Origin of the sequence: Nostoc punctiforme PCC 73102 (assembly GCF_000020025.1) — a bacterium.
Lineage (GTDB): Bacteria > Cyanobacteriota > Cyanobacteriia > Cyanobacteriales > Nostocaceae > Nostoc > Nostoc punctiforme.
Genome location: NC_010628.1, coordinates 4653855 through 4669636, shown reverse-complemented (window position 1 = coordinate 4669636; position 15782 = coordinate 4653855). Strand labels below are relative to the sequence as shown.

Sequence of the window (15782 nt, the reverse complement as noted above, 5' to 3'; positions counted from 1 at the left end):
TCTACTTTAGCTCAGAACTTACAGCCGCATTGAGAACTGTTAGAGGTACTAATACCGCGCACAAAAATATCTACACAGGTTTCGATATAGTCCTCACAGCTATAGCTGCCTTGATTAAATTTTGCACTGCGACATAGCATTCCAGCTAACAGCATTCCCGTAAACATATCTACTGCTGGAAATGGAGCGAGGTCTACTCTCACGGTGCCTAGTTTCTGGCTCGATTCAAGATAAGCAACCAGTTTTTCTCTTAAAGGCTTGGCGGCTTCTTGAATCACTTGTTTAGCTGCTTCAGGATGACGTTTAGCTTCTCCAATAAATGTACGAATTAAGTCTTCCTGTGCTTCTAGCATAGTATTATAAAGATGGGCATATTGTCTTAAATCAATTTTTAGATCCTGTGTCCACGCTTCGGGGTATGCAAGGGCTTCGGTCTGGAGTGCCAAGGCATTTTTGATGACTGCTCCCAGAAGTTGTTCTTTGCTAGCAAAGTGACGAAATAAAGTCACCTCATTCACACCAGCAACACGAGCTATTTCACGGGTAGTCGCTCCTTGAACACCTAAACTGGCAAATACTTGCGAGGCGGCTTCTATCAAACGTATACGAGTGAGAGTTGATGAACGGATGCTTTTATTCATTTATACTGGCAAGTACTTACTTTCATAATATTTTATGTCTCCAAAGTTGTTGTAAATTAAATAAAAATACTCTTGATATCAGTACTTTTAAAGTTATTGGAAATCTGGTATAGGCTCAAATTTATCTCGGTGTCGTAGCTAATATTTTACTCATTTTCGTAACTGGAACAACTATCCCCTTGCTTAAATAATGAGGTGCTTTTTGAATGGTAGTAAATCCCAGTCGTAAATAAAATCCTTCCGCATAAAGACTAGCAGTTGTAATTACCTTATCTATACCTCGATCGGTTGCTTCATCACAAAAATTTTGAACTAAAGCACGCCCAATCCCTTTACCTTGATATTTAGGATGGACATACAGCCCGATGAGTTCATCAACAATAAAACTAGCAAAACCTATAACAGCATCTCCCTTAATGGCAACTTTGCAAGTTTCCACTTTCATACTCTTCAAGATATTTGAACCATCCGGTTTGTCGCGGTAATTACGCCAAGCTAAAAGTTCTTTTTGAGTGTAGAAAGTTGCAGGCAAAGCTTTGATAGCAGCAATATGAATTGCACTCAGCACCCACGCATCTGTTTCTTGGGCAGGTCGAAGAGATATTTCGTTAGCACTCATAGGTTCATAACTGACATTCAGATTATATGTCTGTTTGACTTTTTGGCATGTTATAAGAAAGAAATTTTAGTTGCGTAGGCGTAGCCCGTCGTAGACATCGCAACCCATCAACTAGCCAAATTTTCAACTGCTTTACTGATATTAGCAGTTTCCAATTGAGTCACAACTCGCTGGACAACTTGTCGTCTAATTTTCTGTGTGACTCGCATCTGTAGTCTGTCGTAGACATCGCTTCCCCGAATCGCCAGCCCAAAACCAATACCTGCTGTCACACCTCTGTCAGTAATAGAGAACCAGCGCAGATGGCTAATACATAAGCTCTGGTAATAGTATCAGCAAAAATCATAATAAGCTCTAATTAACACTAAATCTATCGACAAACCGTATATTATGGATAAAGCAATAAAATAACCAACTTCAAAAGACATATTTTGAAGTAATCAAGCAATATCTTTTGATATTTAGCTAACTTTGCGGTGCTTATTTGAATAAATTCTCAAAGCTTGCTGATTCGACTATTTACCAAGCTGGAAGCCATTAGAAAGTCAAAAGGAGTGAATGTGATCAACGCCATACAGATTAACGAAAACTTAACGACAACAGGACAAGTTATACCAAAACAGCTAGAGCAAGCTATCCAAGAAGGTTTTAAGTCCGTTCTAAATTTGCGATCGCCTGATGAGCTAGGATTTTCCAAAGATGAGCAAAAAGTAGCTGAAGCATTGGGGCTGCATTATAAGAATGTTCCACTCAAGGTAGATTTAAAAAACTTGAATGAAGAGGCCATTACCAAAATCCTCACGACACTCGAAGAAATTCCTAAACCAGCAGTTGTGCATTGTGCAGCCGGGATGCGATCGACTGGAATTGCACTCTTAAGTATTGCTATCCAAGAAGGATTAACACCAGAAGAAACCTTAGCAAGAGCAAAGAATCTGGGTTTTGGATTCTTTGAACACGCTGGCGTTAGTCCCCGATTGAGGCAATTATTTGTGGACTACGTTAACAAACACGCCAAATTAGCTGTGCCTACTTGCTGAAACAGATGTAGTAAATAATAGGATATTGATAATTTACCATCAGTTCAGGTAGGGCTTTACGACAATATCACTAGTAGACTGTCCTTTGACCAAAATGGTAGCGGTGGTACTTTTACTCAGATACAATTCGTGCAACTCAGCAGTGGATTATTACTAAGCGCAACTAATTTTGTTGTTGTCTAATCTGTAATATCAAATCCGAATTCGGTCTAATCAACGCATATATCGCTCATCTAAGTAATTTACACTAAAATATTTCACTTTTGTAAGTAGCCCTCAACCTTCCAGTCTGAGGGCATAATTTTGACTTATTTAAGAGACACCCATCAACCTTGTGTCAGAATAAAATGTAGGTTGTGCCAAGATTTATGATTCATCTGGGTAGACAACGCACGATAGAAATCTCTTTTCTTATCCTTTCTCATCAGTAATTTATTTCGATTTTCAAGATAGAAATACGTAATTTTTATAAAATTTTTATACTAGATATAGACAGTAAAAAAATGCCATTCCAAGTAGTGACACTCAACAAAACAAACACTATAGTGATTAAATTAATCAACTGTATTGTGTCAGCAAGTTAGCCAAATAGTACTTTCCAGCCTGTCAAAGGGTTGCTTCAAGTGGAAAATTTGTGTTTCTCAATCGCGACATAAACTATACCGAAAGTGTCAACTCTTGGTATAGTTTATGTGCATTAAAACAGCAAGTCTCTGAAAAATCAATTTAGGTCAATAGAAGTTATGGCAAATATCAAGGGTACTGATGCTAATGATGTCATTATGATAAGTAAAACTACTAACAATAGCCTCTCTGGAGGAGATGGTAATTACATCTTATATAGTGGCGAAGGAGATAATAGCCTAGACGGTGGCTTGGGGAACGATCAACTTTATGCTTCTAACACCACTGGCAACAACAGCCTTAAGGGGGGATCTGGAAGTGATTATTTTAATATTAACAATTCTTCTGGAAGAAATCTTTTAGACGGTGGCTCTGAGAATGATTCATTTTCTGGTTCCAATACCACTGGCAACAACACCCTTAATGGAGGAGAAGGAAATGATTATCTATACATTTATCATTCTTCTGGAAATAACCTTTTAAACGGTGGTTCTGAGAACGATCGACTTTATGCTTCTAACACCAGTGGCGACAACACTCTTAAGGGAGGAACTGGGGATGATGTGTTTGATATTTCTTCTTCTTCTGGAAATAACCTTTTAGACGGTGGCTTGGGGAACGATCAATTTTATGCTTATAGTGCTAGTGGCAATAACACCCTTAAAGGAGGGAGTGACAACGACTCCTTCCATTTGAGCGCCCCCTCTATTACTCCCTCTGTTTTAGTAACTCAAACGGTAGATGGAGGTACGGGCGACGACTATTTGTCTATCGATTATGGCAGTTTTACTACTGAGGGAATCACCTCAACTTTCGATACAACCACTAACCAAGGTTCAATTACGGCTGGGACGTATCAAGTTAGCTATAAGAATATTCAACAATTAGATATTTTTGGTACAGCTAACACTGACACTATTCTAGGCAGTAATGGTAACGATTTTCTTTTCGGGAATGATGGCAACGATTTCCTGGCTGGAGGGAAAGGCAATGATTGTCTGTGTGGAGGAGAGGGCACTGATACATTTGCCTTCAATAATTACAATGAAGGTGTTGATAGTCTTTATGACTTCGACCCGATTGCTGAAGTTATTCAGGTATCCTCTGATGGTTTCGGCGGATCTTTAGCAAAAGGCGCACTCTCGACTAGTGAGTTTACCATCGGTTCAGCCGCCACAACGGACGCTCAACGATTTATCTACGACAACGGTACAGGTGCGCTGTTCTTTGACCAAGATGGTAGCGGTGGCACATTTACTCAGGTACAATTCGCGCAACTCAGCAATGGATTGTCACTAAGTGCAACTAATTTTGTTGTTGTTTAATTGTACAAAGTCAAAGCGATCGCTCCATAGTACCTTGTGGTTAAAAGTTTTTAGTTGAAGAGTGTAAAGGATGCGATCGCCTTTTTTGAATTAATGAACATTTTTTATAAAAGTTTCTCGATAATCCCTTAGATGGTAAATCTTTCAAACCTGCCACGCAGATCGTTTGACGATAAAACTTCCATCTAGGACTTATCGCGCCTCAATGACTCCAGAAGAAATCCATGAAGCAGTATTAGACTCAGAAAAAACAGCTTAACACCACCCTCTCCTCATAAATTGTTAATACCCCTGCTCCTAGATATAACGAAAGTGATACACTACATCCATGCTAGGGGTGCCTACATAACCAGGCTGAGATCACACCCTTAACACCTGAGTCTGGGTAATACCAGCGGAGGGAAGCTGTTTATTGAGGAATCATAATATGCGGACAGAATGGGTTGCTAAACGGCGTGGGCAGGTTAATGTATCGCAAATGCATTACGCCCGCCAAGGTGTCATTACCGAAGAAATGCACTACGTCGCCCAACGAGAAAATCTCCCTACCGATCTCATTCGTGATGAAGTGGCGCGGGGGCGAATGATTATCCCCGCTAATATAAATCACACTAATCTAGAGCCGATGGCTATTGGTATCGCCTCTAAATGTAAGGTAAATGCTAATATCGGCGCTTCCCCCAACTCTTCTAATCTTCAAGAAGAAGTTGATAAGCTGAATCTGGCGGTGAAGTACGGTGCTGATACCGTGATGGATTTGTCCACAGGTGGCGGTAATTTGGATGAAATTCGTACCGCCATCATCAAGGCTTCACCTGTTCCTATTGGTACGGTGCCGGTTTACCAAGCTTTAGAAAGCGTCCACGGCACAATCGAGAATCTGACTGCTGATGATTTTCTCCATATCATTGAAAAGCACGCCCAGCAAGGAGTAGATTATCAAACTATCCACGCTGGGATTTTGATTGAGCATTTGCCCTTGGTGAGAAACCGCATCACTGGTATTGTCTCTCGCGGTGGCGGTATTTTGGCGCGGTGGATGCTGCATCACCACAAACAAAATCCACTTTATACCCACTTCCAAGACATTATTGAGATTTTCAAAAGGTACGATGTCTCCTTCAGTTTAGGAGATTCTCTACGTCCCGGCTGTACCCATGATGCCTCAGATGAAGCACAATTAGCTGAATTAAAAACTCTGGGACAGCTAACTCGCAAAGCCTGGGAAGATGATGTCCAGGTGATGGTGGAAGGGCCAGGACATGTGCCAATGGATCAAATTGAGTTTAACGTCCGTAAGCAGATGGAAGAGTGTTCTGAAGCACCTTTCTATGTTTTGGGACCATTGGTGACAGACATTGCCCCCGGTTATGACCATATTACTTCAGCCATTGGAGCAGCAATGGCTGGATGGTACGGTACTGCAATGCTGTGCTATGTAACACCCAAAGAACATTTAGGTCTACCAAATGCCGAAGATGTGCGGAATGGGTTGATTGCCTATAAAATAGCGGCTCACGCGGCTGATATTGCTAGACATCGCCCCGGTGCAAGGGATAGAGACGATGAACTTTCTAAGGCGCGTTACAACTTTGATTGGAACCGTCAGTTTGAATTATCACTCGATCCAGAAAGAGCGAAGGAATATCACGATGAAACTTTACCAGCAGATATCTATAAAACTGCTGAGTTTTGTTCGATGTGTGGGCCTAAGTTCTGCCCAATGCAAACTAAGGTTGATGCTGATGCGCTGACAGAATTAGAGAAGTTCTTGGCGAAAGAGCCTGTGACTCAAAGCTAATTGACATGGGGGAATGAGGAATGGGGAATTGGTCATTAATCAATAATTCTTCTTCCCCTGCTCCCTCATCCCCACACTCCCTAACTCAAACGTGTTGGCTTAAAATCCGATTTCAATGGTAAAGCTGCGAATCTTTCCTGTATCTGTGCTAGCTTTATCTGCAACTTCCAGAGTCCAGGTTCCTTGGGGACTTTTACCTTTAAAGGCAGCAAGTTTTGGGGTGTTTACCTCGTCATAGGTTGTTTTGATATTATCTGTAGCTCCACCTTGGCGATCGTGCAGAATGATGGGAAGTATGCCTATTTGCACTGGGGGAAGGAGAGTAACTACAAGATCGCCAATATAAGTATGCTCGATGTCTACATTCACTTTGATGGATTTCAGGAGGCTGGTATTAGCGATCGCCAACGACAATGTTGATGTTTGCAAGTCGTTAATTGGGATATCTTGTACTGCCTTGAATATGCTAATGGGCGATGTTTGCGCCGGCTTGGCCAATTCTACAGCTTTGAGAGCATTGATTCGACCATAACCGTAGAAAGGGCTGCGACCATTGGCATCATATTTACCTCCAGCTTGATCGATGCGATCGCAAGAGCGTTTAATAATGTCTCGTACTTCGTCCCAACGCAGATTTGGGTTTCTGGCAATAATCAATGCTGTGACACCAGCCGCACCAGGACAAGCACTAGAAGTCCCGCCGAATTCGTTCGTGTAGTTACCTCCAGCATCACCCAGATTTACATTACCGGAATTATAGCCAAGTACACCAACTCGATCGGTTGTCCAAATTCCAGGGGTTTGAGAACTATCACCATTGTTACTGGGAAAGGCGCACCACACCGCCTGACCAAAGTCACTGTAAGCGCTTCTTGTGCCAAAGTCGTTACAAGCTGCGATCGCAATTACCTTTTGGTAGCTGGCGTAGCCATCGTTATCTACACTTTCGTTACCATTGCCAGCCGCGAATAAAATTACGCATCCCTTGCCGTTGCGTCCTTTATTGATTGCAAAGTCCATAGCCAATCTTGTGGAGTCAGGCAAAGGTACTTTTTGCTTGTGTAGAGGATCGTTTGGCTCAAACCAAGTCCCATCTGCTGGACCCCAACTACAAGAAATCACATCAGCACCATTTTGAGCCGCCCAAATAAAAGCATCTGCTTCATCCTGTGATCCCAACGACGAAGCTAAACGAATCGGCATCAGTTTTGCGCCTGGTGCTACACCAGATGCACCAAATTTCCCGTTGCCACAAGCTACTCCTGCACAAGCTGTCCCGTGGTTATTGTCGTTTCCCGGTCTGGGATTGTCATTTTTACGTGTGACATCGCGCGGGGCAACAATTTTTCCAGAGGAACGAAATTCTTCATGATCGAGATCCACACCGTCATCGATTATTGCAATAATTGCTCCTGTGCCATCGCTCAACTTCCAAGCTGCTTCAACGTTGGCATGGGCGTTAATTACCTTACCGTTAATTGTTGTTTGCTTTAAGTGCCACTGCTGGGGAAAAACCTGACGTTGGCGTGATTCACGCACTAGTTCAGGATGGCACAGTTCGACTGATTCCTCATTCAGAAGTCTCTCGGCGATGTCAAAGATCGCTATACCAGTATTTGTAGGTGCATTGACAAAATAAGCATTTCGCGCATATTCAAGTCGGCGTTTAATTGTTAAGCTGTAACGTCCCAATATCTCTTGGCAGACCCTTGATTCTTCTTCATTATCGAATTTAACAAAGAGGTTTTCGGTGTAAATTATCGGTTGGCTGGAGGCTGGATCGATCAAGACACGTCCGGCAAATTGGACTTCAGACTCTTGGTTGAGAATTTCACGGGCGCGATCGCGCAAAGCGACACCCTGAGTCGGAACTTTCGCACGCAAAATTTCTACACCCGCTTGCCGAAACCGCGTTGTTAACTCGAATTGATTGAGGATGCTACGAGCTGTGGGTGACACAGGTGCGACTTCAAACGGTCTTGCACCAATTAGAGTACTGCGGCTTTCGGTACGCACTACAACGTGTTCGTCACTGATAGCAAGTTCATACTGTTGACCGTTCTGTCCACCATAGCGAACCTGAACCATAATTTAATCTCCTGGGATATTTGTCTTGAAAATTGGGCATCGGGAAATCGTATTATGCACCACTTTTAAAGCTTGCTATACGCAGCGTGCGTTTATGTTTAGTTTATGGATGGTTTTTATTTCATGTGTTATATGTGTATTACGACATTAAAAAGATCCAGCTGCAACAGAATTTAATCTCTCTAAAGTTCATACAAGCCTTCAATTCGCCTTTCCAGAAAAGAGGAATTCAAAGTCAGGCTGTTTTACGAATCTTCACTATCACTAGGGATATATAGCTTGCATCCCGATAAAAGATTTGTATTCTGTACCACTGAAAACGCTATAACATCATTAGAACTTGAGAAAGATGTTTTATTTTCCGGCTGAGTCTTTTCTACAGGTGTACTCTTTACCCCTGATTGCTGAAGTGAAATTTCAAAACGACTATTTTTCTGATTATCCTGAACAAATTCGGGTTGGTAGCGATAGCACTGCTTTATCTTACACTCGTAAGCCTGGGTACTATGCAATACATTATAATAATCAACCCAAGACGGTAGCACCAGAAGCAATTTTACAACTTAACGATGGTGCGATGTCTACGATGGTCACTGAGCCTTGTCGAAGTGCGGGCTACACCTACGCAGTTTTTCCAGGCGAACCCAATCAATCAGAGCAGGGTAAACTGAGTCCAGTTTACACAATAGAACCCAATGGTTCTTTAGCAGTACCAACTGGACTAGTTTTTATCCGCTTTGCTGAAGGCGTTGATGTAAAGTCCCAGCACGAGGCAATTAATCAAGCGGGTTACGAAGTAGTAGAAAGCCTTGACTATGCGCCTCACGCTGCTTGGTTGCGTGCCCAATCAGGTAATATTGCAGATGCGATCGCAAAGATTCCTCAGCTAGAAGCGATACCTAAAGTTGAGAATATCGAACCTCAGATGCTTATGGAAAGAGGTTTGAGACTAGGACGTTAATAATTCGTAATGGGTTACACTACTGTAATTAAATCCCATCCTAACTATCAAAACCTACGATTTTACGGCGTTATCGCCACTTAATTTTGTCCGAAGTATTGTATAAAGGAACTTGGGTGGCTAAATGTTGGATTTCAAAATTAGACTTTAGTCTATATCAATATTATGTGGATATAATTATAAAATTCGATAAAAAATAGCTAAATACCAGAGACAAAGGGTTTGCTAAATTGATGTAGGAAGTGAGAGATGAGCGATGTCATAAGACAAGACGCTTCGCGTCTACGCACTTTTCGGCAACACAACGCAGGTACGTCAAATTTTACAAATTTATCGCTTGTCTCATCAACTATTCCCACATTGGCGAATCCGACACGCGGTTTTGGTTTACCAACAAATCATACTCCACTCGGAACAGTCACTGAGGTAGCAAGCGACCTTCAAGAAGCCCAGCCTGCTAACGAGCAATCATTAGAACCAGAAGCTATCAAAGAAAAGCCTGTTGTTCACGACATTAGTCGCATATCTTTGCGTCGTCCACAGCCACAACTTGCAGTTAGCCAGCCAGGAGACCATTATGAGCAGTCAGCTGACTGGGTTGCTAACCAAATTATGCGGATGACTAGACCTGAGCCAAAGATAAATTTGGGTGAGATGGGTTCACAAGATATCATGCAACGAAAATGTGCAGCTTGTGAAGAAGAAGAGGAACTACAAACTAAGCTGTCACTACAACGGGCGACTGATGGCAGCGTCCAGAGTGAGAATAACATTGAGAGTCAGTTAAATAGTAGTAAGGGTGGGGGAAGCCCGTTATCTGCCGAAGTGCAAGAGTTTATGGAACCACGCTTTGGTAGTAACTTTAACAATGTGCGAGTACATACTGACTCTAATGCTATGCAGATGAGTCAGTCGTTGGGAGCGCAGGCATTTACTCATGGTAGTGATGTTTACTTCGGTGCAGGGAAATCACCTGGTAATAACGAGTTGACAGCCCATGAGTTAACCCATGTGGTACAGCAAACAGGCAAGGTGCAAAAACAAAGCGATACATCCACAGCACCAGTCCCTCTTGACCAGGCATCTAATGGTATGCCGCCCAAAACAGGTACAACCAAAATTGACCACAAGAATACTACAATTACCGCTTCTGGGAAAAACATCACTGAAGCAATTACAAACTTAACATCACAAGGAAAGGGCGAAGCGGGCAGTGTTACTTGTGCCCCAGAGAAAAGTGTCAAAACTTACCAAGCTGACGATCGGTCTGCTGAAATTATCTATGAAGCAGACGTTTTAGTCACAGAAACTAAGGCAATGCCCGTCTGGACTGAACTTGACAAACAATGCGAACCCGTTAAAACAGAATGGGCAAGATTTTATAGCGCTCTGGATCAGCACGAAAATGGGCACATTAGTATTGACGAGAAGGCTTTTAAAGATTTACACAAAAAGCTGCTTGGCAAAACAACCTCAGCATCTGACACAATTTTTAACGATACTTATACTAAAGCTAATACTGATAACAATACCTACGACACCACAACTAAGCACGGGCTGACTCAAGGTACAGGAGTAACCCCGGTACAATGCGGCACAGAAAAAGTTTCTCAAAATGGAGATGAATCAAATGCACAGATAGGAGTTCAAACTAAACAGATAGAGCCGAAAACGCTACAACAGGATCTAATCTGACTATAGGATTTAGTAATAAAAAGATGTTTAACAACAGCAATAACTCCCAAGCTAGTATTCTCTACAGACATGGCGACGTTCTAATTAGACATATTGCTAGCTTACCTGTCGGCGCTCAGAAGCGTCTAGGTGCTACTCTCGCTCATGGTGAAATTACAGGACATAGCCATCGCATTCAGCAAGCTGATGCTGTTCAGTTGTGGGTACATGGTAGCGATCTTTTTCTAGAGGTTAAAGAACCAAGTGCCACTTTAGTTCATGAAGAACATCGGGCGATTGAATTACCCCAAGGGCTTTACCGCGTTTGGAAACAACGTGAATATCGCCCTGATGCCTATATGGAGGTAGTAGACTAATGCTCAAGATTATGTCCAATGGACGTGTGCCGAATAAACCAGTTTTGCAGCGCCCAAACCAAAGCCACGAGCCTGTATCGGCTGAATATGCTCGAAAACTTATCCTTGAGCATCGCGCCTGCGATGGGATGCGCGTTTTAGGCCATCTGGATGTAAGTGGTGCGTTGGCTCTTTACAATCTACCTGAAAATCTCACTTGTGAAAGTCTTGATATCAGCGACTGTGTAAACCTTACAACCCTTCCCATAGGACTCCACGTTACTTATTGGATCGAGTTGGCCGGAAGTGGGATTACCAATGTATCTGCGGGACATGGTTTTATCTGGCACTGGCGAGGCGTGGAAGTGACAGATAAAATTGCCTTTGAATCCCAGTCTCTAACGGGGCAAGATATCCTCAATATAGAGAACGTTGAGTTGCGCCGCGTGCTGATTGAGCGTCTGGGATATGAGACATTTTTGCAGCAAGTGGGAGGATTGATCCGCGATCGCGATCGTGATGCTGGTGGAGAACGTCAACTAGTCTACATCCCTTTTGAGGATGACGAGCCACTTATGGTCTTGAAAGTCACCTGTCCATCCACAGGACATATTCATATCTTGCGCGTTCCCCCTTATATGCGGAGTTGCCATCAAGCAGCCGCTTGGATTGCGGGCTTTGATAACCCAGATGATTATCACCCTGCGATCGAGGCGTAGTTAGCTCTAATTCCTCTTTTCTCTGTGTACTCTGCGCCTCTGCGGTTTAAAAACGATTTATTGAACCGCAGAGGCACAGAGAACGCAGAGATTTTATGAGTTAATTGGTAGTAGTGGGTTGGACAAATCGCTTAATTTCACCACACGCAATATAGGACTTTCCATCAGGTGCTGTTTTGACTTCATCAACAACATAAAGCATCCCTTCCTCACGAACCGATCGCGGAAAACGCATATTCCAATCTGGTTCATAACCGTCGGAAACCACTCTAGCGCGTAGCTTGCTGCCATCTTTGACACACTGAACAAGAATGCCATCTTTTACAACATCAGTTGTGGGAAGATCGGCAGCGCTCGCAGACCCTTTAGAGGCTTTGCCTGTATAAGCTATATTCGATTGTCTAGGGGCAACGAAGATATCTGTTTCACCGGGTTGAGCAAAACGAGTGATATTGCCACGTACACGGTAGAAAGTGCCTTCATTTGAAAGTTCCAGCCCTTCAACAACGTACCTTGCTCCCTCAGCCCGAATACTCCGCGGAAACTGGACATTCTTGGCTGAATCATAGCCTTCAGATATGACTTTGACCCGTAGTTTACCTCCTTCACGAACGCAATACAATTCAACACCTGAGCCAACTTCATTGACAACCGGCATTGCGTACACTTCATCACCAGCAGTAACACCGCGCCCCACCAGATCGTTACGATTGCGGTTCATTGTCTGGTAAGACTGATCTCGCAATTCTTTACGTCCGGCATTACCTAGAGCTTTTTGGGCGATTCGACTTGCGAAATACTCAAGCTGATCGATCTCTTCAGCAATTTCAAAATTCTCGTTTAACCCTTTATCCCGCAAATCTTTCACCAGAGTACGCAGGGTTTCTTCCGCTTCCTGGTGTCTGCCATGTTCAGCTAAATCGAGGGCAGTCTCTTTAGCCTTAGCGATGGTGAGGCGGCTCAGTTCAAGAATGATATGGCTTGTAGAGGCAAAAGCGGCTTCCTCAACAGTGCCAACTTTGGCAATGATATCTGCTGTGCCTGAAACGTTTTGAATGAGGTCATTTTGGATAACGTCAGCGCTGTAATGCAGTTTCATCACAGGTAACTCACCAACTTGAGCGCTTGATATCACCAAACTTAAACCGAGAAGTTTGTCTTCACCCTCGTAAAGCTCTCCCAAGCTGATAACAGCCTGACCAGCGTCATTCTGGCTAACTTTTGCAAGACTTAAGGTATCAACAAGACTGACACCTTCAGCCAACTCAAGTTTCACTGTGAGGTTTTGTCCTACTACTGCTCTGAGACTGTCTAGCTCAATACTAAACACTTCAGTTGCTTCATCAATGCTTTGAATGAAATAAAAGTTTCCCCTGGCAGCCCTTGCCATACCAATCAGCAGGTCTTCATTAAAACCCTGAGCAAAACCTAATGTAGTTGTGGTGATACCTTCCTCAGCTTTTTGCCCTGATGTCGCCGTTAGTACCTTGGGGTCTTGAATGCCCATATTGGCGTGACCATCAGTAAGCAAGAGAACACGGTTGATTTTTTGTGGATCGAGCCGTGTTTTGACGTGTTCACAGCCTTTGAGCCATCCCCCCGATAAGTTGGTAATACCGCCTGCTCTCACTTTGCGGATAGAATCTTTCAGTGTGGCTTTGTTAGTTACAGCTTGGGGTGGTACAACGCTGTCTACTTCATCGTCGTAAACAACTACTGAGAGAATGTCATCTGGCTCAAGTTGATCTACCACAGACTCAGCAGCTTTGAGTGCATGATGTAAGGCAGCACCTGCCATAGAGCCTGAACGGTCAATTACAAGAGAAAGGTTAAGGTTCCGTCGGGGAGATTCAGCTATGTCAGGACGAAAACGTAGCAAAATATTAGTCTTTAATGAAGATCCGGCGGGAAGAATAGACTGGTCAAATTCGTAACTTGTCTTAATCATTTTTTATATCCCTCAATATTGTCTGTGATGAGCTACAAGCTTGATGATGCAAGGATAGAAAGTGCTTTTTTTAGTTTACCCAGAAACCAGTTCATTCAGTGTGTAAATGGAATTTAATGTAAAAATTTATAGCGGTTATATCTCGCCAAGGTGAGCAAAGCTCATCGTAGACATGGCTTTTTCGGGAGAAGTTTGCAATCTACTGACTTTTCTCTAGTACTGAAAGGCGATCGCACTGGTCACAATTGCGAGAAACTGAAAGCAGATATATTAGGAGAGGAGAACCTAATGAGCTGGACTAAAGTTCTTGCAGTTGAAGCACTTTCCCCAGGTACGCGAGAAGTGGTGAAAGTTGGCAACCGGAAAATTCTGGTTTTGAATCACGAGAATCAGCTTTATGCTGTAGATAACAACTGTCCCCACTTAAAATTACCGTTGAAAAGTGGGAAAATCACTGAAAGTGGAGCAATTGTTTGTACCTTCCATCGCAGTGCTTTTGACTTGCGGACTGGTGAGGTACAAGGCTGGTGTTCCTGGCCACCTGGTGTAGGTAAAGTACTCTCGTTGGTTTCGCAACCAAAGACGTTACCAGTGTTTCCTATTCGTGTGGAAGAAGGTAGTATCTGGGTTGATGTACAAGAGGAATAGCACCCTCTCTCGATTTACTACCATTGGGCAAACATCAGAAGTTGCCAGTAGGCTACAAAATGTTACCTAAACTTTTTGCAGCACTTTGCCTATTCATTTTTGAGTGACAATAGAAATATCAGAAACGGAGGATTGGCAAAAACAACCTCCGTTTCTATAGCCTTTTCAATGCCTCAATTGAATCTCAAGAATTCTATCGATCGCTACACCTTCATCAAATAGTTGTATCTTGCCATTGGTCAGAAATACCCTTAGACGAATTTAAATCTATCACTTACATACGCAAGCTCAATTTACGTATTTACACTGTCCTAAATCGCGTTATAAACTTGTGCCAATTGGGAACTATACGATTGGAGATCAATTCAATTATTTGAATTATTTTTTGTTTGCAATACGCACAAAAGGTTCTTGTTAATGATTAGTATAATTACACCAGTTTATAACGGTGAGAAATTTATAGAATCTTGCCTTCAAGTTGTCATTGACCAAAACTGTTTAGAAGTGGAGCATATCGTTGTTGATGGAGGTTCAAGCGACAAGACAGTAGACATTATTAAGGATAAAGCCAATCAATATCCCCACATACGTTGGATTAGTGAAAAGGACAAAGGGCAATCTGACGCTATTAATAAAGGAATTGCTATGGCACGAGGAGAGATTATTGGTGTTTTAAATGTTGATGATTTTTATGAGATAAATCTTCTTAACCGCATCTTCGAAATTTTCCAAACTTTACCAGAACCTAGCTTGATTGTTGGTAACTGTAATATCATTAATCAGAAAGGTCAGCTAATGTCTCTTAATAAACCTAGCCAATTACGAACAATAGATTTACTCTTAGAAAGACGAGTTAATGATGATGGAATTATCGATGCTTCTTTTCCAGTAAATCCATCTGCTTACTTCTATCATAAATCATTGCATCAGAAAATCGGACTCTATAAAGTAGAAGATCATTATTCAATGGATATAGATTTCCTTTTGAAAGCTGTTTGTTCATCTCATGTTAAGTATTTCAATGAAACTTGGGGTAACTTTAGATATTATCCAGGAACTAAAACATTTGATGATTCTGCAACAGGAAGCAGTTTAGCGCGAATTGAACAATTATTTAATAATTATATTAAAACACTATCTTTGATGGAACAATGGCAGATTTGGTTAGCTCGGAATATAAATTTTACTTTCTTAAAAATCTTTTATTTTTCCAAGCATCCAGAACGATTGCCTGAATCTATTAAGCAGCGATTAGCTAAACAGGACTTACGTAAAAAATAGCTCAAAGCTTGATTTTATTCTTAGAGGTTGTTTGAAAGGTGTTTTGCTATAACTTTA

14 protein-coding genes and 1 riboswitch are annotated in these 15782 nt (G+C 42.3%); of the genes, 9 read left to right on the top strand and 5 right to left on the bottom strand.

Annotated features, from left to right (window positions below):
• Window positions 1–11: 11 nt before the first annotated feature.
• From NPUN_RS18715 to NPUN_RS42030, 3 genes are all read right to left on the bottom strand, one after another.
• Entirely contained in the window at window positions 12–641 is a 630-nt protein-coding gene (locus NPUN_RS18715) for a TetR/AcrR family transcriptional regulator (protein WP_012410065.1), read from the bottom strand.
• 121 nt (window positions 642–762) lie between these two features.
• On the bottom strand, window positions 763–1260 hold the full coding sequence (locus tag NPUN_RS18710; protein WP_012410064.1) for a GNAT family N-acetyltransferase: 498 nt from the start codon (window positions 1258–1260) through the stop codon (window positions 763–765).
• A gap of 107 nt (window positions 1261–1367) precedes the next feature.
• Window positions 1368–1532, bottom strand: a complete 165-nt coding sequence (locus NPUN_RS42030) for a hypothetical protein (RefSeq protein ID WP_167315649.1) — start codon at window positions 1530–1532, stop codon at window positions 1368–1370.
• Window positions 1533–1820: 288 nt separating this feature from the next.
• Here NPUN_RS42030 and NPUN_RS18705 point away from each other — a divergent pair, with 288 nt between their 5' ends.
• The 3 genes from NPUN_RS18705 to thiC all read left to right on the top strand — a co-directional run bounded on the left by NPUN_RS18705 (window position 1821) and on the right by thiC (window position 6050).
• Window positions 1821–2300 carry a protein tyrosine phosphatase family protein gene (locus tag NPUN_RS18705; RefSeq protein WP_012410063.1) on the top strand — a complete coding sequence of 160 codons (480 nt, stop codon included), beginning with the start codon at window positions 1821–1823 and terminating at the stop codon, window positions 2298–2300.
• A gap of 743 nt (window positions 2301–3043) precedes the next feature.
• Complete coding sequence (locus tag NPUN_RS44165; RefSeq protein WP_012410062.1) at window positions 3044–4249, top strand: calcium-binding protein; 1206 nt, start codon at window positions 3044–3046, stop codon at window positions 4247–4249.
• A gap of 323 nt (window positions 4250–4572) precedes the next feature.
• Window positions 4573–4669, top strand: a riboswitch (TPP riboswitch).
• 7 nt (window positions 4670–4676) lie between these two features.
• On the top strand, window positions 4677–6050 hold the full coding sequence (gene thiC, locus NPUN_RS18695) for a phosphomethylpyrimidine synthase (protein ID WP_012410061.1): 1374 nt from the start codon (window positions 4677–4679) through the stop codon (window positions 6048–6050).
• A 99-nt stretch (window positions 6051–6149) separates the two neighbouring features.
• Here the strand turns inward: thiC and NPUN_RS18690 are convergent, their stop codons facing one another.
• The gene (locus tag NPUN_RS18690; protein WP_012410060.1) at window positions 6150–8138 is read right to left on the bottom strand and encodes a S8 family serine peptidase; all 1989 of its coding nucleotides are present in this window, start codon (window positions 8136–8138) and stop codon (window positions 6150–6152) included.
• A gap of 349 nt (window positions 8139–8487) precedes the next feature.
• On the opposite strand from NPUN_RS18690, the gene NPUN_RS18685 reads away from it, so the two are divergent.
• The 4 genes from NPUN_RS18685 to NPUN_RS18670 all read left to right on the top strand — a co-directional run bounded on the left by NPUN_RS18685 (window position 8488) and on the right by NPUN_RS18670 (window position 11848).
• A complete protein-coding gene (locus tag NPUN_RS18685) occupies window positions 8488–9099 on the top strand; it encodes a hypothetical protein (RefSeq protein ID WP_012410059.1) in 612 nt (203 codons plus the stop codon).
• A gap of 249 nt (window positions 9100–9348) precedes the next feature.
• On the top strand, window positions 9349–10794 hold the full coding sequence (locus NPUN_RS37805) for an eCIS core domain-containing protein (RefSeq protein ID WP_012410058.1): 1446 nt from the start codon (window positions 9349–9351) through the stop codon (window positions 10792–10794).
• Between the two features lie 23 nt (window positions 10795–10817).
• On the top strand, window positions 10818–11150 hold the full coding sequence (locus NPUN_RS18675) for a hypothetical protein (protein ID WP_012410057.1): 333 nt from the start codon (window positions 10818–10820) through the stop codon (window positions 11148–11150).
• Entirely contained in the window at window positions 11150–11848 is a 699-nt protein-coding gene (locus NPUN_RS18670) for a DUF6745 domain-containing protein (RefSeq protein ID WP_012410056.1), read from the top strand. The genes NPUN_RS18675 and NPUN_RS18670 overlap by 1 nt, the downstream gene beginning before the upstream one ends.
• Before the next feature lie 100 nt (window positions 11849–11948).
• Here the strand turns inward: NPUN_RS18670 and NPUN_RS18665 are convergent, their stop codons facing one another.
• Window positions 11949–13796, bottom strand: coding sequence for a vWA domain-containing protein (locus tag NPUN_RS18665; protein ID WP_012410055.1), 1848 nt, complete (start codon window positions 13794–13796; stop codon window positions 11949–11951).
• A 288-nt stretch (window positions 13797–14084) separates the two neighbouring features.
• Between NPUN_RS18665 and NPUN_RS18660 the strand changes: the two genes are divergently transcribed.
• The gene (locus tag NPUN_RS18660) at window positions 14085–14444 is read left to right on the top strand and encodes a Rieske (2Fe-2S) protein (RefSeq protein ID WP_012410054.1); all 360 of its coding nucleotides are present in this window, start codon (window positions 14085–14087) and stop codon (window positions 14442–14444) included.
• A 417-nt stretch (window positions 14445–14861) separates the two neighbouring features.
• The gene (locus NPUN_RS18655) at window positions 14862–15725 is read left to right on the top strand and encodes a glycosyltransferase family 2 protein (RefSeq protein WP_012410053.1); all 864 of its coding nucleotides are present in this window, start codon (window positions 14862–14864) and stop codon (window positions 15723–15725) included.
• Window positions 15726–15782: the final 57 nt, after the last annotated feature.

What these genes read in the sequence shown, in the direction of transcription:
- thiC (WP_012410061.1), top strand. Translation starts at nt 4,677, where the DNA reads ATGCGGACAGAATGGGTTGCTAAACGGCGTGGGCAGGTTAATGTATCG.
- NPUN_RS37805 (WP_012410058.1), top strand. Translation starts at nt 9,349, where the DNA reads ATGAGCGATGTCATAAGACAAGACGCTTCGCGTCTACGCACTTTTCGG.
- NPUN_RS18655 (WP_012410053.1), top strand. Translation starts at nt 14,862, where the DNA reads ATGATTAGTATAATTACACCAGTTTATAACGGTGAGAAATTTATAGAA.
- NPUN_RS18665 (WP_012410055.1), bottom strand. Translation starts at nt 13,796, where the DNA reads ATGATTAAGACAAGTTACGAATTTGACCAGTCTATTCTTCCCGCCGGA.
- NPUN_RS44165 (WP_012410062.1), top strand. Translation starts at nt 3,044, where the DNA reads ATGGCAAATATCAAGGGTACTGATGCTAATGATGTCATTATGATAAGT.
- NPUN_RS18675 (WP_012410057.1), top strand. Translation starts at nt 10,818, where the DNA reads ATGTTTAACAACAGCAATAACTCCCAAGCTAGTATTCTCTACAGACAT.
- NPUN_RS18660 (WP_012410054.1), top strand. Translation starts at nt 14,085, where the DNA reads ATGAGCTGGACTAAAGTTCTTGCAGTTGAAGCACTTTCCCCAGGTACG.
- NPUN_RS18690 (WP_012410060.1), bottom strand. Translation starts at nt 8,138, where the DNA reads ATGGTTCAGGTTCGCTATGGTGGACAGAACGGTCAACAGTATGAACTT.
- NPUN_RS18715 (WP_012410065.1), bottom strand. Translation starts at nt 641, where the DNA reads ATGAATAAAAGCATCCGTTCATCAACTCTCACTCGTATACGTTTGATA.
- NPUN_RS18670 (WP_012410056.1), top strand. Translation starts at nt 11,150, where the DNA reads ATGCTCAAGATTATGTCCAATGGACGTGTGCCGAATAAACCAGTTTTG.
- NPUN_RS18685 (WP_012410059.1), top strand. Translation starts at nt 8,488, where the DNA reads ATGTTTTATTTTCCGGCTGAGTCTTTTCTACAGGTGTACTCTTTACCC.
- NPUN_RS18710 (WP_012410064.1), bottom strand. Translation starts at nt 1,260, where the DNA reads ATGAGTGCTAACGAAATATCTCTTCGACCTGCCCAAGAAACAGATGCG.